Source organism: Streptomyces sp. NPDC056738, assembly GCF_042790435.1.
Taxonomy (GTDB): domain Bacteria; phylum Actinomycetota; class Actinomycetes; order Streptomycetales; family Streptomycetaceae; genus Streptomyces.
This window is the reverse complement of sequence record NZ_JBHTZF010000009.1, coordinates 246064-267034: the sequence shown is the minus strand read 5'-3', so window position 1 is coordinate 267034 and position 20971 is coordinate 246064. Positions and strand designations below refer to the sequence as shown.

The following is a 20971-nucleotide window of genomic DNA, read 5'->3' as shown; positions in this document are numbered from 1 at the left end:
CGGTTCGGCGCCGAAGCGGCGGCGGGTCAGCGGACGCGGCCCGCCGCCAGCACCACCTGGGCCAGCTCACGGTGGCAGATGTCGCTGTGCGCGCCGGCCGGGGCGCCGCCGCGGCACACCACCGAGGCGGCGTCGACGTTCACGCACCCCGAGACCGGAAGCCGGGTGCGCAACGCCTCGGCGAGCGTGAACGACTTCGTCCCCGGCACCGCCTGCACCCCGTCGTGGCCCATCGCACCCCACTGCGCGCCGAGCGCGCGGCCGATCCCGAAGTCCGCCACCACGGACCGGTCGTCCCCCGCCATCCGCGAGGCCAGCGGGTAGACCGTGCCGAGCGCCGAGTCGAAGTGGGAGTAGCAGCACACCAGCGGGCCGTCGATCCGGTGGTACTGGCCGTCCAGCACACCGCTCGCGCGCGGATCGTGGGGCAGCCGCGCGGCGAACGCGTAGTGCGAGAAGGCGCCTTGGAGCAGTGTCACCGACTTCACCGCGCGCACTCCGGGAGGCAGCCCGCGCAGCGCGAAGGAGACCAGCCGGCCGCCGAAGCTGTGCCCGACCAGGTGCACGCGCACGTCGGGCGCCACCGCCGCGAGCCGGCCGACCGCCGGCCCGAGCCCGCGTTCGCCGACCGTGCCCGCGCGTCTCTTCATCGCGTAGTACGTCGCCTGGCGCAGCAGTTCGAGTGCCCCGTCCCAGAGCCGGGGCAGCGCGAACGCCCCGGCGCCGGGGGCGTCGGTCCCGGCGAGCGCCCGCGCGAACTCGCCGCACACCGCCGCGGTGTCCCCGAAGAGCATCTCGGGGTCGCTCTCCGGGACGCCCTCGGCCAGGGTGTCCGCGGCGAAGGAGGTCTGCGGTCCCTGCGGCCGGACCTCGACGAGCAGCCGTACGAGACGGCCGAACTCCTCCAACGAGGCCTCGTCGTCCGGCTGCTGGTCGAGCAGCCTGGCTATCTGCTCGACCACGGTGGCCCGGCCGGGGAACACCTCCAGGAGGGCGTGCCGGGTGTCCTTGTCGAGCGGTGAGGCGCTGTCCGGGACGAGGGCGGCGGCCACCGACCGCGGGAAGTCGGGGATCGGTTCGTCCGAGAACCGCATCGAGGGCCAGACCACCCCCACGTAGCCCAGGCGCGCGGCCGGCGCGAGCTCGGGGACCGGGGCGAAGAACTGGCCGAAGAGGCGGGTGGCGGCCGAACGGTCGCTGTTCCAGCCGTGCGTGAAGACGATCAGGTCGCGGACCTTTCGCCGTGGCACCTCCTCGAGCCACCGGTCCCGTTCTCGGCCGTCCACGTCACCGTCCGCGTCGAACGTCAGCTCCCAGTAGGGAGAAACACTCACTGCCGGTTCCGTCATGTCAGGCCCCCTGACCCCGCGGGCGGTGCGATATGGGCGCATCGTCCACCCGGCGGGGAAAGTTGGCCATACATGACGACCTATCCGTCACGCATTCACTCGTTCGTGGAAGCGGACCCGGCCTACTTGTATCTGAGGTAGTGCTTCCGGACCGTGCGGAAGGCCTCCAGCTCGTCCTGCCAGGCGGCCACGACCTCGTCGGTTCCGGCGCCCGCGTCGATCATCGTGCGCACCTGCGTCGAGCCCGTCAGCTTGTCGATCCAGTTGTCGGAGCGCCAGGCGAAGCCGCTCCAGACCTTCTTCGCGGTCACCAGAAGGGCGATCCCGGTGCGGACCGGCTCGTACGCCGCCCGGTCGTGCACATGGATCTGCACGCCCCCGATGGTCTTTCCCTGGAACTTGGAGAACGTGGGAGCGAAGTAGGCCTCTCTGAAGTGCACGCCGGGCAGGGCCAGTTCACCGGCCGCCGCCGCCCAGCGCCCGTCGATGCCCTCCGCGCCGAGCAGTTCGAACGGACGCGTCGTGCCCCGGCCCTCCGACAGGTTCGTCCCCTCGAAGAGGCAGGTCCCGGAGTACACCAGCGCGGTGTCCGCCGTCGGCATGTTCGGGCTCGGCGGCACCCAGGGCAGCCCCGAGGCGTCGTAGAACCGGTCGCGGCGCCAGCCGGACATGAGCACGGTGTCCAGTTCCACCGGCGCCGCCAGGAACTCCCCGTTGAAGAGCCGGGCCAGCTCCGCCACCGTCATCCCGTGCGCCTGCGCGATCGGCTGCCGCCCGACGAACGTCGCGAACTCCTTGTGCAGGACCGGCCCTTGGGCCGAGCGCCCGGTGACCGGGTTCGGCCGGTCGAGGACCACGAACCGTTTCCCGGCGAGCTGCGCCGCCTCCATGCAGTCGTACAGCGTCCAGATGTACGTGTAGAAGCGCGCCCCCGCGTCCTGGATGTCGAAGACGACGGTGTCCACGCCCGACGCGGTGAAGACGTCCGCGAGCGCCTGGCCGCTCTTCAGGTACGTGTCGTAGACGGGCAGTCCGGTCGCCGGATCGTCGTAACGCCCCTCGGACCCGCCCGCCTGCGCGGTGCCCCGGAAACCGTGCTCGGGGCCGAAGACCGCCGTCAGGTCCACACGCGCGTCGGCGTGCATCACGTCGACGATGTGCCGGACGTCGCGGGTGACGCCCGTGGGGTTGGTGACGATCCCCACACGGCGGCCGTCGAGCAGGGCGTACCCGTCACCGGCCAGACGCTCGAATCCGGTGCGCAGCCGGGCGCCGGGACTCGCTCCCCGCTCCGCCGCTCCGGCGGGCAGGGGGGTCAGGGCGGCCGCGGCGGTGCCGGCCGCGAGCAGGGACCGTCGGGACATGCGCATGATGGGACCTCCGTGATCGCGGAAGGCTGGCACAGGCACGCTAAGGGCTCCGGGGGGAGGTTCGCAGGGTCCGGGATACGGCCGACCTGTGTGGACTCGTGGCGGGGGTTGTGTCCGGACCGTCCGCGCGGCCGCCTGGAGCCCTTCCCTTGTTACATACCGACTGGTTAGTCTGGCGTCGCAGCAGAGCCGTGTCACGTCGCGTCGAAGGAGACCCGTGGTGGAAGCCATGCAGGGTGCGGGAGTCGTCGTCACCGGAGCGGGGGGCGGGATCGGGGCCGCGCTGGCCCGCCGCTTCGCCGCCGAGGGAGCGCGGGTCGTGGTCAACGACCTCGACGCCGCCAAGGTGAAGGCCGTGGCCGACGAGATCGGCGGCATAGCGGTCGTGGGCGACGCCTCCCGCATCGTGGCCGAGGCCCGCGACGCCCTCGACGGCACCGTCGACGTCTACTGCGCGAACGCCGGAGTCGGCTCGGGCGGCTCCGAGGCGGCCGACGAGAGCGTGTGGGCCCTGGCCTGGGACGTCAACGTCATGGCCCACGTACGCGCCGCCCAGGCGCTGCTCCCGGACTGGCTGGAGCGCGGCGGCGGCCGGTTCGTCTCCACCGTCTCGGCCGCCGGACTGCTCACGATGATCGGCGCCGCCCCGTACAGCGTCACCAAGCACGGCGCCTACGCGTTCGCCGAGTGGCTGTCCCTGACGTACCGCCACCGCGGCGTGAAGGTGCACGCGATCTGCCCCCAGGGCGTGCGCACCGACATGCTGGAGGCCACCGGCAGCGCAGGCGACCTGGTGCTCCAGCCCACCGCCATCGAGCCCGGGGCCGTCGCCGACGCGCTCATGAAGGGCATCGAGGAGGACCGCTTCCTGGTCCTGCCGCACCCCGAGGTCGCCGGCTACTACCAGGCGCGCGCCGCCGACCCCGACCGCTGGATGACGAACATGAACCACCTCCAGCAGAAGTGGGAGACCGCCGAGTGACCCGCTACGCCGACAAACCCTGGGTGGCCCTGCTCAGCGAGGCCCAGCGCGGCCCGGTGAACCCCGCCGACACCCTCGTGCACGCCCTCGCGGACGTGGTCGGGCAGACCCCGGACCGCACCGCGCTCGCCTACTTCGACGGTCGGCTGAGCTACCGCGAGCTCGACGAGCTGAGCGACTCCGTGGCCGGACACCTCGCCGCCCGGGGCGTCGGACGGGGCGACCGCGTGGCGATCATGCTCCAGAACTCGCCGCACTTCGTCCTCGCCCTGCTCGGCGCCTGGAAGGCCGGCGCGACGGTCGTGCCCGTCAATCCCATGTACAAGTCGGGCGAGGTCCGGCACGTCCTGCACGACGCCGAGGTGGCCGCCCTCGTCTGCTCCGACCGCGCCTTCGACGCGTACCTGCGCGAGACCGCCGCCGACTCGCCCGTGCGCGTCGTCCTGACGGCCTGCGAACTCGATCTCCAGACCCGGAACGACCCGCGCGTGCTGGCCTTCGAACGCCTGCCGCTCGACGACACGGCCGACGACCTCCTCGCCGTCGCCCGCCAGGGCCACAAGGCTCCCGGCGACCGCTCCCTCGGCCCGTCCGACATCGCGCTCATCAGCTACACCTCGGGCACCAGCGGCACCCCCAAGGGGGCCACCAACACCCACGGCAACATCATGTACAACGCCGAGCGCCAGCGGACCGGCCTCGCGCTGCCCGAGGCGCCCGTGTACTTCGCGATGGCGCCGCTCTTCCACATCACCGGGATGGTCTGCCAGCTCGCCGCCTGCCTCGACAGCGCGGGCACCCTGGTCCTCGCCTACCGCTTCGAGTCCGGAGTCGTCCTCGACGCCTTCGCCGAACACCGGCCGCTCTACACCGTCGGCCCCTCGACCGCGTTCATGGCGCTGGCCGCGCACCCGGACGTCACGCCGGACCACTTCTCCTCCTTCGTGAACATCTCCTCCGGCGGGGCCCCGCTGCCGCCCGCCCTCGTCGAACGCTTCCGGGCCGGCTTCGGCCCGTACATCCGCAACGGCTACGGGCTCACCGAGTGCACCGCGCCCTGCGCCTCCGTGCCGCCCGGACTGGAGGCACCGGTGGACCCGGCCTCCGGCACCCTGGCCGTGGGCGTCCCCGGCCCCGAGTCGGTCGTACGCATCGTCGACGACCTCGGCCAGGAGGTCCCCTTCGGAGAGCAGGGCGAGATCCTCGTCCGCGGCCCGCAGGTGGTGCCCGGCTACTGGCGCCGCCCCGAAGCCACCGCCGAGACCTTCCCGGACGGCGAACTGCACACCGGCGACATCGGCTTCATGGACGAGAACGGCTGGCTCTATGTCGTCGACCGGAAGAAGGACATGATCAACGCGTCCGGCTTCAAGGTCTGGCCGCGCGAGGTCGAGGACGTCCTGCACACCCACCCGGCGGTCCGCGAGGCGGCCGTCGTCGGGATCCCCGACGGCTACCGCGGGGAGACCGTCATGGCGTACATCAGCCTGCGCCCGGGGACCGCCGAGGACCCCGAAGCGCTGGCCGCGTACTGCAAGGAGAGACTGGCCGCCTACAAATATCCCCGGCGGGTGGAGATCCTGCCCGAACTGCCGAAGACGGCGAGTGGGAAGATCCTTCGTCGGGAACTGCGTTCCCGGTCCCAGGACTCCCAGTAGTCTCCAGGACTCCCCGCAGACGACGGACATCGATGTGAACGCACGGAAGGCAGGTGGCGGCAGTGCCCAGGACGACGGACGGTGACGGCACGCCCGTCCCGCAGCGGCTGCTCGCCGCCGCCACCCGGCTCTTCGCCGAGCAGGGCTACGACCGCACCTCGGTGCAGGAGATCGTCGAGGCGGCCGGCGTCACCAAGGGGGCGCTGTACCACTACTTCGGCTCCAAGGACGACCTCCTGCACGAGGTCTACGCGCGCGTGCTGCGGCTCCAGCAGGAGCGGTTGGACGCCTTCGCGGACGCCGACGCGCCGGTCGAGGAACGGCTGCGCCGGGCTGCGGCCGACGTCGTCGTGACCACCATCGACAACCTCGACGACGCGTCGATCTTCTTCCGGTCCATGCACCATCTCGGGCCCGAGAAGCTCAAGCAGGTGCGGTCCGAGCGGCGGCGCTATCACGAGCGGTTCCGCGCGCTGGTCGAGGAGGGCCAGAAGAAGGGCGTCTTCTCCACGGCCACGCCGGCCGACCTGGTCGTCGACTACCACTTCGGCTCGGTCCACCACCTGTCCACGTGGTACCGCCCCGACGGCCCCCTGGCCCCCCAGGAGGTAGCCGACCACCTGGCCGACCTGCTGCTACGAGCTCTGCGCCCGTAAGAACGTCTCTCGCCCCCTCCGCCCCTACCCTCCCCCAAGGTCTCGGCTTCGCTCGACCAAGGGGGACCCCCATCGTCCCCGGGGGCGCTGCCCCCGGACCCCCGCTCCTCGAGCGCCGGAGGGGCTGAACTTTTCCCCGCCGGGGAGTTCCAGCCCGTCCGGCGCTTGAGGACGAGGCCGTTCAGGCCGAAGCGGGGGTCTGGGGGCGGCAGCCCCCAGGTAAGGGACGGGCAGGGGCGGAGGGGGCGAAGAACGTCCACCCCCGCCCCCGCGGCGTCAGACGTGCTTCTTGATCTCCCGGTGGGCCAGCGAGCGCTGGTGGACCTCGTCGGGACCGTCCGCCAGCTTCAGCGTCCGGGCCGCGGCCCACAGCTCGGCCAGCGGGAAGTCCTGGCTGACCCCACCCGCCCCGTGAAGCTGGACCGCCTTGTCGAGGATGTCCACGACCGCCCGCGGAGTGGCGATCTTGATGGCCTGGATCTCGGTGTGCGCACCCTTGTTGCCGACCGTGTCCATCATCCACGCGGTCTTCAGGACCAGCAGACGAAGCTGCTCGACGGCCACCCGCGCGTCGGCGATCCAGTTCTGCACGACCCCCTGCTGCGCCAGCGGCTTGCCGAACGCCGTACGCGACACCGCCCGGCGGCACATCAGCTCGATGGCCCGCTCGGCCATGCCGATCAGCCGCATGCAGTGGTGGATCCGGCCCGGGCCCAGCCGCGCCTGCGCGATGGCGAACCCGCCGCCCTCCTCGCCGATCAGATTGCTCGCCGGAACCCGGACGTGGTCGAAGACGACCTCCGCGTGCCCGCCGTGCGAGTGGTCCTCGTAGCCGTACACCTGCATGGCCCGCCGGACGACGAGCCCCGGGGTGTCGCGCGGGACCAGGATCATCGACTGCTGGCGGCGGATGTCGGCGCCGTCCGGATCCGTCTTGCCCATCACGATGAAGATCTTGCAGTCGGGGTTCATCGCCCCGGAGATGTACCACTTGCGCCCGGTGATGACGTACTCGTCGCCGTCCCGCTCGATCAGCGTGGTGATGTTCGTCGCGTCGGAGGAGGCGACCTCCGGCTCGGTCATCGCGAACGCGGAGCGGATCTCCCCGGCGAGCAGCGGCTCCAGCCACTGCTTGCGCTGCGCCTCGTCACCGAACTGGGCGAGCACCTCCATGTTCCCGGTGTCCGGGGCCGCGCAGTTCAGCGCCGTGGGCGCCAGGTGCGGGCTGCGGCCGGTGATCTCGGCCAGCGGCGCGTACTGGAGGTTGGTCAGCCCGGCACCGTACTCGGAGTCCGGCAGGAAGAGGTTCCACAGACCCTGCCTGCGGGCCTCGGCCTTCAACTCGCCGACCACGGCGGGCGTGTCCCACGGCGAGGCCAGCAGCGCGCGCTGCTCCTCCGCGACCGCCTCCGCCGGATAGACGTACTCGTCCATGAAGGCGAGCAGCTTCCCGCGCAGCTCTTCGGTGCGCGCGTCGAATGCGAAGTCCATGGCGGATCAGCCTTCCTGAAGGGTGGTCAGGCCGTGCTCGATGAAGACGGGGACCAGCTCGCCGATGCGGTCGAAGCCCGCGCCGACCGTCTGGCCCTTGGTGTAGCGGTAGTGGATGCCCTCCAGGATCACGGCGAGCTTGAACCAGGCGAAGGCCGTGTACCAGGAGACCGCGGAGACGTCGCGCCCCGAGCGCGCGGCGTACCGCTCGACGATCTCGGCCGCCTCGGGATGTCCGGCGGCCGAAGCGGTCGTGCTGATGGGGGAGTCGGGCAGCTCCAGGCGGGTGCTGTACATGACGAGCAGCCCGAGGTCGGTGAGCGGATCGCCGAGGGTGGACATCTCCCAGTCCAGGATCGCCCTGATCCGGTCGTCGGGCCCGATCAGCACGTTGTCCAGGCGGTAGTCGCCGTGCACGACGGTGGGCGCGGGGGAGGTGGGCAGTTCGCGGCCCAGCGCGGCGTGCAACTCGTCGATTCCGGCGAGTTCGCGGTTGCGGGAGGCGTCCAACTGCTTGCCCCAGCGCCGCAGTTGCCGGTCGAGGAAGCCCTCGGGACGGCCGAAGTCGGCGAGGCCGACCGCGGCGGGGTCCACCGCGTGCAGCTCGACCAGGGTGTCCACGAGGGCGAGGACGGCGTCGCGCGTGCGCTGCGGGCCGAGCGGGGCGAGCTGGTCGGCGGTGCGGAAGGGGGTGCCCTCGACGAACTCCATGACGTAGAACGGGGCGCCGAGCACCGAGTCGTCCTCGCACAGCAGCACGGGGTCCGGGACCGGCACGGCCGTCGGGTGCAGCGCGCTGATCACCCGGTGCTCGCGCTTCATGTCGTGCGCCGTGGCCAGCACGTGGCCGAGCGGGGGCCGCCGTACGACCCAGCGGGAGGTGCCGTCGGAGACCGCGTAGGTGAGGTTCGACCGTCCGCCCTCGATCAGCCGGCCGGTCAGCGGGCCGTTCACCAGTCCGGGCCGCTCACGGTCGAGCAGGGCTCGCAGCCGGTCGAGATCGAGACCTGGCGGGTGGTCCGGGCTCATCTGTTGCTCCTCAGCACGCGGGTGACAGGACATGACCATGATGCCGACCAGTCGGTATGTCGTCCAGCGGCAGCACCAAACGTGATCGGCGTCTCGCCCCCGGAACACCCGCGCGGGGGAGCGGGCCGCGGTGCCGGGGCGGCCCGCGGCCGTGCGGGAGTCCGCCGGTGCGCCAAGGCACGCACGCCCACGGGGCGCCGGTGTCTCAGAACACCAGGGCCACCGCGAACACGGCCAGCGCCACCGTGCACAGGGCCGCCGCCGTCGCGTGCCGGGGCGCGAGCGCGGCCGGACCCGCGGGGCCCGCGGCCACCGCCAGGGTCCGGATACGGCGGTGGGCGAGGGCCAGGAACGCCAGCCAGACGACGCAGCAGAACGCGAACGCCACGATCGCGGCGGCCGAGTCCCGCCCGTGCAGGGCCGCCTTCGCGGCGAGCACGGCGACGACGGTGCTGGAGAGGGTCGTACGGCGCCACGCCAGCCGCGTGCGCTCCGGCTGGAGGCCGGGATCGCGCTCGGGCCCCGGTGGGGTGCTCATCCCGCCCAGCCGCCGAGGACGACGACGACCATGGCGATCGCGACGATCGCGACGACGATGCTCAGCACCGCGGGGAAGCGCGACACCGGCAGGTCCTCGCCGCGCCGCATCGCCCGCTCGCAGCGCACCCAGTGATTGACGGCCCGCAGCGCGCACAGCACGCCCGCCGCGAGCAGAGCCAGGGCGAGACCCGCCCGCCAGGCCCAGCGCAGGTCCGGCAGGAACTGGTCCACCGCGAAGCCGCCGCCGATGAGCGCGAGCGAGGTGCGCAGCCAGGCCAGGAAGGTCCGCTCGTTGGCCAGCGAGAACCGGTAGTCCGGGGTCGCGCCCTCGGACCGGATCTCCTGCGGCGCGAACCACAACCGGACATTGCGCACGAGTTCGATCACGACCAGGACCCTACCGGGCAGCCTCGCGCGGGGCTCCTCCGGAGCCGCCCTCGCGGGGTCCGGGCCGGACGGCCGATCCGTCCGATCCGTCCGACGCGTCCGGCCCGGACGGGTCGAGCGGGTCGGTCGGCCGTCCGTGCGTCAGCGATCCGTCCGGCCGGACCGATCAGTCCATCGCCCGGTAGTCCGTGAGCCGCTCGTAGGCGGCCAGCCCGTCCGGCACCCAGGTCCACTCGTCGAGGCGGCGCTCCACCTCGCCGTCCGTGAGGAAGTCGTGCCAGGCCACCTCCTCCACCTGCGGATTCACCGGCAGCTCGCAGCGGACCTCGTACACGGCCGACCACCAGGTCGCGCCCGCCCCGTCGTCGTACAGGAACTTGAACAGGGGGGTCGGCCGGGGCAGCCCGGAGACGCCGAGTTCCTCCTCGGCCTCGCGGAGCGCCGCGTCGTCGTAGGACTCGCCCGCGCCCACGACCCCGCCCACGAACATGTCGTAGAACGAGGGGAACACCAGCTTGGTGGGGGTGCGCCGGTGGACGAAGAGCCGCCCCCGGGCGTCCCGCGCCTCGATGAACACGCACCGGTGGCGCAGCCCGCGCGCGTACGCCTCCCCGCGCGGGGACTGCCCGATGATCTCGTCGTTCTCGTCCACGATGTCGAGGATCTCGTCAGCGGCACTCATGGGTTCCATCCAAGCAGTTCCCGCCTCCGCGGAGGGTCCCCACGAGGGGCGCGCACGGCCGTCGGAGTGGTGCGCGGTGCCGCGGGGCGGACGCTCAGTGGGGCTGGAGGTCCCGCGAGCGTTCCGGTTCCGCGGTGCCCGAGGGCATCGCCGGGTGCATGCCCAGCAGGACGATCCCGGTCACGATGCCGGCGAGGCCCGCGGCCTGCCAGGCGAGAGCGCCGGGATCGGTGCGGAGCTGGTCCCCGAGGAAGCCCACCCCGCAGGCGATCCCCGCCAGCGGCTGGGCGGCGGTCAGCGCGGGCAGCGACATGCGCAGCGGTGCCGTCTCGAAGGCGCTCTGGACGAGGATCAGCCCGGTCACACCGAGGACGAGCACCGCGTACGGCTGCCAGCCCGTGAGCAGTTCCGACATGCCGCCCGCGCTGAACCGCTGGCCGCTGACCCGGGTCAGCGCGTCCTGCAGTCCGTACAGCAGACCGGCGGCGGTGGCGAGCAGCACGGGTCCGGCGCTCAGCCGGGACCGTTTCGCGCAGGTGGTGAGCAGCAGGGCGAGCCCGACCACGATCCCGATGATCAGCCAGTGCCGGAGGGGGTCGTCGATGGCCTCGCCGCCCTGGGGCTGCCCGGCGATGATGAAGGCCGAGACACCGCCCGCGAGCAGCAGCAGCCCGGCCCAGCCCTGCCGGCCCAGCGGCTGTTTCGTCTGGTGGCGGGAGAGCGCCAGCGCGAAGAGCAGATTGGTGGCGAGGAGCGGTTCCACCAGGGAGACCTCGCCGTTGCCGAGCGCGATCGCCCCGAGCACCATGCCGCACACCATGAGCCCGATGCCGCCCAGCCAGCGGGGGACCCGGATGAGGTCGAGCAGGATGCGGGGGGAGAGGAAGTCGCTCAGCGGGGCGTGCGAGGCGGCGTTCTGCTGGAGCACGAAGCCGAAGCCCAGGCAGCAGGCCGCGCTCACGGCGAGGACCAGAACCAGTACCGACACGCTGGGTACCTCGATGCGTCAGAAGTCGGGGCGGGCCAGTGTTGCGTATCCCGCCGACTGTAGTGCCATGGTCCGCGCGCCCGCCCCCGGGAACAACCGGAACCGGGCAGTTGACTCGGTCACCTTTCTTGCCGAGGATGCGGACCCATCAGTAACAAGTGCTGGTCGGCCGCATGGTCGACCGGCGTCAATGTCTCACCAACCAGCGACGCCGCCGATCGGTTCGTGACAAACGTCATCAAGACGTCCTCGCGACGCCCGACCCGATCAGACCCGTCGGAATGCCGAGAGGACGGGCCCATGGCCTACGACGCAGATGTGATCGTCATCGGAGCGGGCCTGGCGGGGCTCGCGGCGACCGCGGAACTCGTCGACGCCGGCCGCAAGGTGATCCTTCTCGACCAGGAGCCCGAGCAGTCGATCGGTGGCCAGGCGCACTGGTCCTTCGGCGGTCTCTTCTTCGTCGACTCGCCCGAGCAGCGCCGCATGAGGATCAAGGACACGCACGAGCTGGCCCTCCAGGACTGGATGGGCACGGCCGGCTTCGACCGCCCCGAGGACCACTGGCCGCGCCGCTGGGCCGAGGCGTACGTCGACTTCGCGGCCGGCGAGAAGCGGCCCTGGCTGCACGCGCAGGGCGTGCGCTTCTTCCCGGTGGTGGGCTGGGCCGAGCGCGGGGGCTACGACGCCAACGGGCACGGCAACTCGGTGCCGCGCTTCCACATCACCTGGGGGACCGGTCCGGGCCTCGTGGCGCCCTTCGAGCGCCGGGTGCGGGAAGGGGTGGCCCGCGGACTGGTCGAGCTGCGCTTCCGGCACCGGGTCACCGGCCTGTCCCGCAGCGCGGGCTCCGTCGACACCGTCACCGGGGAGGTGCTGGAGCCGTCCGGCATCGAGCGCGGCCAGGCCAGCAGCCGTACGGTCACCGGCGCCTTCGAGCTCAAGGCCCAGGCCGTGATCGTCACCTCCGGCGGCATCGGCGGCAACCACGACCTCGTGCGCGCCAACTGGCCCGAGCGCCTCGGCACCCCGCCCGAGCGGATGATCTCCGGCGTCCCCGCGCACGTCGACGGGGCCATGCTCGGGATCGCGGAGGAGACCGGGGCCCGCCTCATCAACCGCGACCGCATGTGGCATTACACCGAGGGCATCCAGAACTGGAACCCCATCTGGGACAAGCACGGCATCCGCATCCTGCCGGGCCCCTCCTCCCTGTGGCTGGACGCGCGCGGCAACCGGCTGCCGGTACCGCTCTTCCCGGGCTTCGACACGCTCGGCACCCTCGAACACATCATGAAGACCGGGTACGACTACACCTGGTTCGTGCTGGACCAGAAGATCATCGGCAAGGAGTTCGCGCTCTCCGGCTCGGAGCAGAACCCCGATCTGACCGGCAAGTCCGTCAGGGGCGTCATCGGACGGGCCCGCGCGGACGTGCCCGGACCGGTCAAGGCGTTCATGGACAACGGCGTCGACTTCGTCGTCGAGAAGGACCTCGGCGCGCTGGTGCGCGGGATGAACGCGCTCACCGAGAAGCCGCTCATCGACGAGGCGGCGCTGCGCCGCGAGATCGTCGCGCGGGACCGGGAGATCGCCAACCCGTTCACCAAGGACCTCCAGGTCATGTCGATCCGCGGGGCCCGGAACTACCTCGGCGACAAGCTGATCCGCACCGCGCCCCTGCACCGCATCCTCGACCCCGCGGCAGGCCCGCTGATCGCGGTGCGCCTGAACATCCTGACCCGCAAGACCCTCGGCGGTCTGGAGACGGACCTCTCCTCGCGGGTGCTGACCGACGGCGGCGACCCGCTGGAGGGTGTGTACGCGGCCGGCGAGGCCGCCGGTTTCGGCGGCGGCGGAGTCCACGGATACCGCTCGCTGGAGGGCACCTTCCTCGGCGGCTGCCTCTTCTCCGGCCGCACGGCGGGCCGGGCGGCGGCCAAGGCCGTGAGCTGATCGTGTCGGACGGTCCCGCCGGGCGCTGATCGCGCCCGGCGATCCGCCCCGCTTCGACCCGTCCGGCGATCCCCCCGGCTCCGATCGCGCCCGATGCACAAGTCGTCCGCCCCGGGCGGCCGTTGTCATCAGGACAGTGACGGCCGCCCGCGGTTCGGCGACAGGGGAAGCTGCCAAGTCTGGCGGACAAGGCGCCTGTTCAGGACTTTGCGGAACAGTGTGCAGGTAACTGGTGTGTACAAGTGGCAAGTTGACACGTGTAGTGCCCCGGCTCGAGCTTGACTTGAACCCGTGGCTCCGGGTTTGCTGTGCGTGATCACCCTTTGACGAACCGCGCCTGTGAGGTTGAGCAGCGGTGTCACCACCCCCACCACCGCTGGGCCGCGGCCGCAAGCGGGCGTCCCAGGCCTTCGACGCCGCTCTCGACGACGCCGAACTCGTCACCGTACGCGCCGCGTTGAACCAGGGGCGGTGGACCGAGGTCCGGGCGCTGCTCGCCGCGACCGGCGACGACTGGGACCGCCGCGGGCACCGCGTCACCGTCCTCGCCCAGGAGTCCGCGACGCTCGCCTGGGCCCGCGACTGGCAGCTCGCCGAACCGGAATCCGCCGACGCCGCCGTCCTCCTCGGCTGCGCCGCCGTGGAACGCGCCCTGCGCGGCAAGGAACGCCCGGACGCGGCCCGCGAGGCCTGCCACCGTGCGGCGGACCTCGCCCCCGACGACCCCACCCCCTGGCTCGGACTCCTCCTCCTGGAGCGCTCGCTCGGGGCCGAGGACGACGTGGTCCGCCTCTTCGACGAAGTGCGCCACCGGCACGCCGTCCATCACCACGCGCACCACCTGATGGTCGCGAGGCTCGCCGAGCGCCGCGCCGCCGCGGGCCAGGACCCCCTGCACGAGGTGTACGACTTCGCCAACTGGTCGGCCGAGCAGGCGCCCGCCGACTCGCCGCTGGCGATCCTGCCGGTCGTCGCGCACGCCGAGCGCTTCCGTGTGCTCGCCGGCGCCGGGAGCGAGCCCGCCGACCCGGTCGCCTCGGGGCACTGGGCCGGGCGCCGGGCCCGCCAGGTGATGAAGGCCGCCTTCGACTGGTGGCTGGAGTGGGAGCACGGCGACCACCCGCGCCGTCTGGTCGACCTCAACTACCTCGCCCACGCCAAGATCTGCGAGGGCCGGGACGGCGAGGCGGCCGCCCTCTTCCTCCGGATCGCGGACCACCCGACCGCGGCTCCGTGGTCGTACCCGGACCGCGACGGACACCAAGCCTTCCGTGCCGCACGCGACCGCGTGCTCGGCACGGTGTGAACGCCCCCGAAGACCCGACATCCGAAAGGACGACCCCGCGATGACGACGGGCAGTTCGAGCACACCGAGTACGTCGAGCACGGGAAGACCCGACGCCGAGAGCGCCGGCATCAGCACGTTCAAGGGGCAGGACCGGGCACTGCGGGCCGGCCGGCTGGGCACGGCGGGCCTGCTGCTGTCCGTGCTCGCGGCGACCGCCCCGCTCATGGTGGTAGCGGGTGTCATGCCCACCACATTCGCGGTGATGGGCATCGTCGGGCAGCCGCTGCTCTTCGTCATCCTCGGCATCGTCCTGGTGCTCTTCAGCGTCGGCTACGCCGAGATGAGCCGGCACGTCCACAACGCCGGCGCCTTCTACGCGTACATCTCGCGCGGACTGGGCGGCACCCCGGGCGCGGGCGCCGCCGCGGTCGCCCTCGTCGCCTACAGCGCGCTGCAGGTCGGCATCTACGGCCTCTTCGGCTACGAGGTCTCCGGGCTGTTCGCCACCTACCTCGACACCGAACTCGTCTGGTGGATACCGGCGTTGGCCGCCGTGCTCGTCGTGGGCGCGCTCGCCTGGCTGAAGATCGACGTCAACGCCTGGGTCCTCGGCGTCCTGCTCGTCATCGAGGTGACCCTCGTCGTCGTCTTCGACGTCGCCGCCGTCGGCGACCCCGCCAAGGCGGGCCTGTCGCTGCACGCCTTCAACCCCGACACCCTCACCGGGGCGGGCGTCGGCACCGCGCTGTGCTTCTGCATCGCCGCCTTCACCGGCTTCGAACAGGCCCCGGTCTACGCCGAGGAGACCAGCCGCCCGCACATCCTCGTGCCGCGCGTCATGTTCCTCGCGATCGGTTTCGTCGCCGTCTTCTTCGCGATCAGCTCCTGGGCGCTCACCGTCGCCACCGGACCCTCCGCGATCGTGGGCACCTCCCAGAAGCAGAGCGCCGGACTGCTGTTCTTCCTCACCGAGTCACGCCTCGGCTCCACGTTCACCGACGTCCTGCACGTCCTCTTCGTGACCGGTATGTTCGCGGCGCTGCTCAGCTTCCACAACGTCGTCGCGCGGTACGCCTTCGCGATGGGCCGCGAGGGTCTGCTGCCCGCCGCCTTCGGCCGGACCTCCGAGGCCAGCGGAGCCCCCGGCACCGGCTCGCTCCTGCACACCGTCGTCTCCCTGATCGTGGTCGGCGGCTTCGCCCTGTCCGACGACAAGCCGACCGGAGACCCGACCGCGCCGGTCCTCAGGCTCTTCACCTGGGGCGGCAACGTCGGAGCGCTCGGCGTCACCCTCCTCATGGCGGCCGCCTCCCTCTCGGTCATCGTGTTCTTCGTCCGCCGCGGCGCGGCCCGCGCCCAGTCCTGGCGTCTGGTCACCTCCGCGATCGCGGGTCTCGCCCTGCTGGTCATCGCGGTCTACACCGTCAAGGACTTCGACGTCCTCGTCGGCTCGGGTCCGGACTCCGTCCTGAACGTGCTGCTGCCCGCCGTCATCGGGGTCGCGCTGATCGCCGGACTCGTCCAGGGGCTGCTCCTGCGCTCCCGCAAGCCCGAGGCGCACGCCCGGATCGGTCTCGGCAACGAGGCGTTCCAGTTGGACAAGGCGGCCGAGTCCTCCTCCTGATGAGGCCCTGCCGTCCTCTCCACGGCCGAACTTCCGGGCCCGCAGGTGAGAAGAGATGACGGAACGCTGACGAGCACCCGCGACCGCTGGCTTTTTGGGGGTCGCGGGTGCTCGAATCAAGGAGTGAACACTGAACGGCCCGGGGAGCCCGACGAACACGGGGAACGTGGCGAGGACCGGGAACCCGACGAGCAGATGGAACGTGACGAGCACGAGGCGTCCGGCGGGCGCGGCAGGCCCATCGGCCGCCGGGTGCTGCTCGGCACGCTCGGACTCGGCGCCCTCGGCGTCCTGACCGCCCCCGCGCTCCAGCGCGCCACGGACGCCTTCCTCGCCGGCGCCTCCCAGAAGGACCCCACCGGCCTGACCGGACTGCTGCCCAACGGCGGCGGCTTCCGCTACTACTCCGTGGCCGCCTCCGTCCCCCACAAGAACGAGACGAACTACCGCCTCACCGTCGACGGCCTGGTCGACCACCCCACCAGCTACACCCTCGCCGACCTGCGCGCCCTGCCCCAGACCCGGCTCGTCCACGACGTCCAGTGCGTCACCGGCTGGCGGGTCCCGAGCACCCCCTTCGAGGGCGTACGCCTGTCGGACCTCCTCGACGCCGCGGGAGTGCACCACACGGCCGGCGCCATCCGGTTCACCTGCTTCGACGGGACGTACACGGAGAGCCTCACCCTGCGCCAGGCCCGGCGCCCGGACGTCCTGGTGGCCCTGCGCATGCAGGACAAGCCCGTCGGCCACAACCACGGCGGTCCCGTCCGCCTCTACGTGGCGCCGATGTACTTCTACAAGTCCGCCAAGTGGCTCTCCGGCATCACCGTCACGAAGGACGTCCGCCCCGGGTACTGGGAGGACCGGGGATACGACGTCGACGCCTGGGTCGGCCGTTCGAACGGACGTGACGATGACCCCACGAGCTGACGAGTCCCCGGCCGTGGCCGCGCACTCCTCCCACGTACGCCGCTTCACCCGGGCCGAGCACTGGGTCCACCGCGTCACCGGCCTGCTGATGGGCCTGTGCGTGGCCACCGCAGCCTGCCTGTACATCCCCCAGTTCGCCGAACTCGTCGGCCGCCGCGAACTCGTCGTCCGGGTCCACGAGATCGCCGGCGTGATGCTCCCGCTGCCGGTCCTCGCCGGCCTCGCCTCGCGCGCCTTCCGCCGGGACCTGGGCTTCCTCAACCGCTTCGGCCCGCACGACCGGGTGTGGCTGCGGGCGGCCCTGCGCCGCGACAAGGACCCCGAGTCCCGCCCGGCGGGCAAGTTCAACGCCGGCCAGAAGATCTACGCGGCCTGGATCGCGGGGGCCACGCTCGTGATGCTGGGCACCGGTCTGCTGATGTGGTTCACCCACCTCACCCCGCTGATGTGGCGTACGTCGGCGACCTTCGTCCACGACTGGCTGGCCCTCACCGTCGGCATCGTCCTCGCGGGCCACATCGGTATGGCGCTCGGCGACCCGGAGGCCCGGCGGGGTCTGCGCACGGGGTCGGTGAGCCGCCAGTGGGCGGACCGCGAACATCCGCTGTGGCGGCCCTGATCGTCCGCCGAAGCCGAACGGGCCGCGGGGAGAACCGAGTCCGGTTCTCCCCGCGGCCCGTTCGGCCCTTCCGCCCGGCCGTGACAGGAACGGCCCGGCGGAGACAGCCGTCTAGATCACGAGCGACAGCAGCAGCACCAGCGCTCCGGCCACCACCGAGATGATCGTCTCCATGACCGACCAGGTCTTGACGGTCTGGCCGACGTTCAGGCCGAAGTACTCCTTCACCAGCCAGAAGCCGGCGTCGTTGACGTGGCTGAAGAACAGCGAGCCCGCGCCGATCGCGAGGACGAGCAGCGACGTGTGGGCGGTCGACATGTCGGCCGCGAGCGGCGCGACCAGACCGGCCGCCGAGATGGTGGCGACGGTCGCCGAACCGGTCGCGAGCCGGATCGCCACCGCGATCAGCCAGGCCAGCAGCAGCGCGGGGATCGACCAGTCCTTGGAGATCTCCAGGATCATCTGGCCCACACCGGAGTCGATCAGCGTCTGCTTGAATCCGCCGCCCGCGCCGACGATGAGCAGGATGCCGGCGATGGGCGCGAGGGACTTCTCGGTGGTCGCCGCGATGCGCTCCTTGGTGAAGCCCGCCGCCCGGCCCAGCGTGAACATGCCCACGATCACGGCCGCCAGCAGCGCGATCAGCGGCGCGCCGACCACGTCGAAGACACGCTGCGTCATGTCCGTCGGGTCGTCGACGACGATGTCCACCAGCGCCTTGGCCAGCATCAGGACCACCGGGAGCAGCATGGTGGCGAGGGTCGCGCCGAAGCTCGGACGCTTCTCCAGGTCCTCCGAGGCGCGCGCCGGGACCATGCGGTCCGGGGCCTGGACGTCGACCCAGCGGGCCGCGTACCGGGAGAACACCGGACCGGCGATGATCACCGTGGGGACGGCGACCAGGACGCCGAGGACGAGGGTGACGCCCAGGTTCGCCTTGACCGCGTCGATCGCGACCAGCGGACCGGGGTGCGGGGGGATCAGACCGTGCATCACCGACAGGCCCGCGAGCGCCGGGATACCGATGCGCATCAGCGAGTAGTTGCCGCGCTTGGCGACCATCAGGACCACCGGGATCAGCAGCACGATGCCGACCTCGAAGAACAGCGGAAGACCGACCACCGAGGCGATCAGCACCATCGCCCACGGCATGGCGCGCCCGCCGGCCTTGGCGAGGATCGTGTCGACGATCTGGTCGGCGCCGCCCGAGTCGGCGAGCAGTTTGCCGAGGATCGCGCCGAGGGCGATCAGGACACCCACACCGGCCACGGTCGAGCCGAGTCCGGTGGTGAAGCTGACGATGGCCTTGTCGAGCGGGGCGCCGGCGAACGCGCCGAGCGCCAGCGAGCCGATGGTCAGGGCGAGAAAGGCGTGCAGCTTGAACTTCGTGATGAGCAGGACGATGACGGCGATGCCCGCCAGCACGGCTATGCCCAGTTGAGCGTGGCCCGCCGAGGTGATCGGTTCGACGGCGTCCGCTGCCAGCATCTCGACACTGAGTCTGGTCACGGTTGATCCCTTGCTTGAGAAAAGGACGCGGGGGAGGGTCGTGCGCGCTGCCGCCCGGGCGACAGCGTTGTCACGGGTACGCGTACGAGTACGGGTGGGAGGTACGGGGTACGGCGTCGGAGCCCCGGGCGTGCCGGGGCCGGGTGCCGGGACCGGGGTGCTACGGCCTGGGCGGTTCGAGGGCGCCGAGCGCCGCCACGGCGCGCTCGGTGATCTCGGCGGGCTCGCCGGCGACGTCGACCTCGACGCCCGCCTCGTCCGCAGCCAGCGGCTGGAGCGTGGCGAACTGCGAGTCCAGGAGCGCGGTGGGCATGAAGTGCCCCGTGCGGTGCGACATCCGGTCCTCGATGAGCTCGCGGTCGCCGGTCAGATGCACGAAGACGACCCCGGGCGCGGCGGTACGGAGCCGGTCCCGGTAGACGCGCTTGAGCGCCGAGCTGCTGACCACACCGCCGAGCCCCGCCCGCTCGTGCGCCCAGCGCCCGATGGCGTCCAGCCACGGCCACCGGTCGTCGTCGGTCAGCGGAGTCCCGGCCGTCATCTTGGCGATGTTCGCCTGCGGGTGGAAGTCGTCGCCCTCGGCGTAGGGCACGCCGAGCCGGGCCGCGAGCAACGGGCCGATGGTGGTCTTCCCGGTGCCTGCCACGCCCATGACCACGACGACATGGGGGGTGGGACTGTGCTGCATCACGCTCTCGCTGTCTTCGTCGACATCTGATGTCGACGCCACTGAAACGCATTAGGTACGATGAATTCAAGAGTGTGTGACATATAAGTCTGACTTTTTGTTCGTGACGTATGCCTCGTACCCTGACCCCATGACCACACGGGGCCGGGGGCTGCACGGACACGTACTCGAAAGCCTCGGGCCGGCGATCACGGCGGGCGACTACCCACCGGGCAGCGTGCTACGCACCGACGAACTCGCCCAGCGCTTCGAGGTGTCCCGCTCCGTCATGCGCGAGGCGGTCCGCGTCCTGGAGTCGATGTACCTGGTCGAGTCCCGCCGCCGCGTGGGCGTGACGGTCCGCCCCAAGTCCGAGTGGAACGTCTACGACCCCCAGGTCATCCGCTGGCGGCTGGCCGGCGCCGACCGCCCCCACCAGCTCCGTTCCCTCACCGTCCTGCGCTCGGCGATCGAACCCGTCGCCGCGGGACTGGCCGCGCGGCACGCCACACCCGAGCAGTGCGCGGAACTCACCGAGTGCGCGCTCGGCATGGTCGCCACCTCACGCGGGCACCAGCTCGAGGGCTATCTCGTCCACGACGTCGCCTTCCACCGGGTGATCCTCAAGGCGTCCGGCAACGAGATGTTCGCCCGCCTCGGGGACGTCGTCGCGGAGGTCCTGTCCGGCCGCACCCATCACGACGTCATGTTCGAGGACCCCGACCCCGCCGCCGTCACCCTGCACGTCCAGCTCGCCGAGGCCGTCCGCGGGGGCGACGCCGCGCGCGCCGAGGAACTCACCCGCGAGATCACCGTCGGAGCGCTCCAGGAACTGGACGTCCTGGCCCCCTGACGGCCCGCCCGAGGTCAGTCGAGGAACTCCCCGTCCACGTACACCCAGGCCCCGTCCACCCGCTCGAAGCGGCTTCGCTCGTGCAGCGAACCGCCCCGGTAGGAAGCCCGGAAGGTCACGGTGCCCGTGGTGTGGAACGCCGAGCCCTGCCCCGTGTCCAGGATCTCCAGGCCGCTCCACCGCATCCCCGGGTCGAACTCCAACCGGGCCGGCCGCGTCCGGGGATGCCAGGTCCGCAGCAGGTACGCCTCGTCCTCCTTCACGAAGGCGCAGTAACGCGACCGCATGAGCGCCTCGGCACTCGGCGCCGCGGCCTCACCGCGATGGAAGCGCCCGCAACAGCGCGCGTACGGCTCAGGGAGCCCACAAGGGCAGGAACGGCTGGTCATCGCG

General features: G+C 71.7%; 20 protein-coding genes. 9 read left to right on the top strand and 11 right to left on the bottom strand.

All coding sequences use genetic code 11. The features are described from left to right. Nucleotides 1-26: 26 nt before the first annotated feature. Nucleotides 27-1349: a serine-threonine protein kinase gene (locus ACFRIC_RS24655; protein ID WP_382789322.1), complete on the bottom strand. Its 1323-nt coding sequence runs from the start codon at nt 1347-1349 to the stop codon at nt 27-29. Nucleotides 1350-1471: 122 nt separating this feature from the next. Beyond that, nucleotides 1472-2719 carry an exo-beta-N-acetylmuramidase NamZ domain-containing protein gene (locus tag ACFRIC_RS24650; RefSeq protein ID WP_382789319.1) on the bottom strand — a complete coding sequence of 416 codons (1248 nt, stop codon included), beginning with the start codon at nt 2717-2719 and terminating at the stop codon, nt 1472-1474. Nucleotides 2720-2936: 217 nt separating this feature from the next. Here ACFRIC_RS24650 and ACFRIC_RS24645 point away from each other — a divergent pair, with 217 nt between their 5' ends. The 3 genes from ACFRIC_RS24645 to ACFRIC_RS24635 all read left to right on the top strand — a co-directional run bounded on the left by ACFRIC_RS24645 (nt 2937) and on the right by ACFRIC_RS24635 (nt 6015). Then, nucleotides 2937-3701: an SDR family oxidoreductase gene (locus ACFRIC_RS24645; protein ID WP_382789316.1), complete on the top strand. Its 765-nt coding sequence runs from the start codon at nt 2937-2939 to the stop codon at nt 3699-3701. Then, a complete protein-coding gene (locus ACFRIC_RS24640) occupies nt 3698-5359 on the top strand; it encodes a class I adenylate-forming enzyme family protein (RefSeq protein WP_382789314.1) in 1662 nt (553 codons plus the stop codon). Before ACFRIC_RS24645 ends, ACFRIC_RS24640 begins: the two co-directional genes overlap by 4 nt. A gap of 62 nt (nt 5360-5421) precedes the next feature. Further along, entirely contained in the window at nt 5422-6015 is a 594-nt protein-coding gene (locus ACFRIC_RS24635; RefSeq protein WP_328454182.1) for a TetR/AcrR family transcriptional regulator, read from the top strand. Between the two features lie 276 nt (nt 6016-6291). Here ACFRIC_RS24635 and ACFRIC_RS24630 read toward each other — a convergent pair whose 3' ends face one another. From ACFRIC_RS24630 to ACFRIC_RS24605, 6 genes are all read right to left on the bottom strand, one after another. Next, nucleotides 6292-7506: an acyl-CoA dehydrogenase family protein gene (locus ACFRIC_RS24630; RefSeq protein ID WP_382789310.1), complete on the bottom strand. Its 1215-nt coding sequence runs from the start codon at nt 7504-7506 to the stop codon at nt 6292-6294. A 6-nt stretch (nt 7507-7512) separates the two neighbouring features. Then, on the bottom strand, nt 7513-8535 hold the full coding sequence (locus ACFRIC_RS24625; protein WP_382789307.1) for a phosphotransferase family protein: 1023 nt from the start codon (nt 8533-8535) through the stop codon (nt 7513-7515). A 205-nt stretch (nt 8536-8740) separates the two neighbouring features. Then, on the bottom strand, nt 8741-9073 hold the full coding sequence (locus tag ACFRIC_RS24620) for a DUF202 domain-containing protein (protein WP_382789304.1): 333 nt from the start codon (nt 9071-9073) through the stop codon (nt 8741-8743). Continuing rightward, nucleotides 9070-9462, bottom strand: coding sequence for a YidH family protein (locus ACFRIC_RS24615; protein WP_382789302.1), 393 nt, complete (start codon nt 9460-9462; stop codon nt 9070-9072). Before ACFRIC_RS24615 ends, ACFRIC_RS24620 begins: the two co-directional genes overlap by 4 nt. 166 nt (nt 9463-9628) lie before the next feature. Then, complete coding sequence (locus ACFRIC_RS24610) at nt 9629-10144, bottom strand: NUDIX hydrolase (protein ID WP_382789299.1); 516 nt, start codon at nt 10142-10144, stop codon at nt 9629-9631. 94 nt (nt 10145-10238) lie between these two features. Beyond that, entirely contained in the window at nt 10239-11132 is an 894-nt protein-coding gene (locus tag ACFRIC_RS24605; RefSeq protein WP_382789296.1) for a DMT family transporter, read from the bottom strand. Between the two features lie 300 nt (nt 11133-11432). On the opposite strand from ACFRIC_RS24605, the gene ACFRIC_RS24600 reads away from it, so the two are divergent. From ACFRIC_RS24600 to ACFRIC_RS24580, 5 genes are all read left to right on the top strand, one after another. Next, on the top strand, nt 11433-13088 hold the full coding sequence (locus ACFRIC_RS24600) for an FAD-binding dehydrogenase (protein WP_382789293.1): 1656 nt from the start codon (nt 11433-11435) through the stop codon (nt 13086-13088). Nucleotides 13089-13443: 355 nt separating this feature from the next. Beyond that, the gene (locus ACFRIC_RS24595; RefSeq protein ID WP_382789290.1) at nt 13444-14394 is read left to right on the top strand and encodes a hypothetical protein; all 951 of its coding nucleotides are present in this window, start codon (nt 13444-13446) and stop codon (nt 14392-14394) included. Between the two features lie 40 nt (nt 14395-14434). Beyond that, nucleotides 14435-16000, top strand: a complete 1566-nt coding sequence (locus tag ACFRIC_RS24590; protein ID WP_382789287.1) for an APC family permease — start codon at nt 14435-14437, stop codon at nt 15998-16000. Nucleotides 16001-16195: 195 nt separating this feature from the next. Beyond that, a complete protein-coding gene (locus ACFRIC_RS24585; RefSeq protein WP_382789617.1) occupies nt 16196-16930 on the top strand; it encodes a molybdopterin-dependent oxidoreductase in 735 nt (244 codons plus the stop codon). After that, nucleotides 16914-17549: a cytochrome b/b6 domain-containing protein gene (locus ACFRIC_RS24580; RefSeq protein ID WP_382789285.1), complete on the top strand. Its 636-nt coding sequence runs from the start codon at nt 16914-16916 to the stop codon at nt 17547-17549. Before ACFRIC_RS24585 ends, ACFRIC_RS24580 begins: the two co-directional genes overlap by 17 nt. 111 nt (nt 17550-17660) lie before the next feature. Here the strand turns inward: ACFRIC_RS24580 and ACFRIC_RS24575 are convergent, their stop codons facing one another. Together ACFRIC_RS24575 and ACFRIC_RS24570 are read right to left on the bottom strand one after the other, a co-directional pair. Next, nucleotides 17661-19058, bottom strand: coding sequence for a gluconate:H+ symporter (locus tag ACFRIC_RS24575; RefSeq protein WP_382789282.1), 1398 nt, complete (start codon nt 19056-19058; stop codon nt 17661-17663). Nucleotides 19059-19218: 160 nt separating this feature from the next. Next, on the bottom strand, nt 19219-19746 hold the full coding sequence (locus ACFRIC_RS24570) for a gluconokinase (RefSeq protein WP_382789279.1): 528 nt from the start codon (nt 19744-19746) through the stop codon (nt 19219-19221). 130 nt (nt 19747-19876) lie between these two features. On the opposite strand from ACFRIC_RS24570, the gene ACFRIC_RS24565 reads away from it, so the two are divergent. Beyond that, nucleotides 19877-20578, top strand: a complete 702-nt coding sequence (locus ACFRIC_RS24565) for a FadR/GntR family transcriptional regulator (RefSeq protein WP_382789277.1) — start codon at nt 19877-19879, stop codon at nt 20576-20578. 14 nt (nt 20579-20592) lie between these two features. On the opposite strand, the gene ACFRIC_RS24560 is transcribed toward ACFRIC_RS24565, so the two are convergent. Beyond that, nucleotides 20593-20967 carry a YchJ family protein gene (locus ACFRIC_RS24560; RefSeq protein WP_382789274.1) on the bottom strand — a complete coding sequence of 125 codons (375 nt, stop codon included), beginning with the start codon at nt 20965-20967 and terminating at the stop codon, nt 20593-20595. Nucleotides 20968-20971 lie beyond the last annotated feature (4 nt).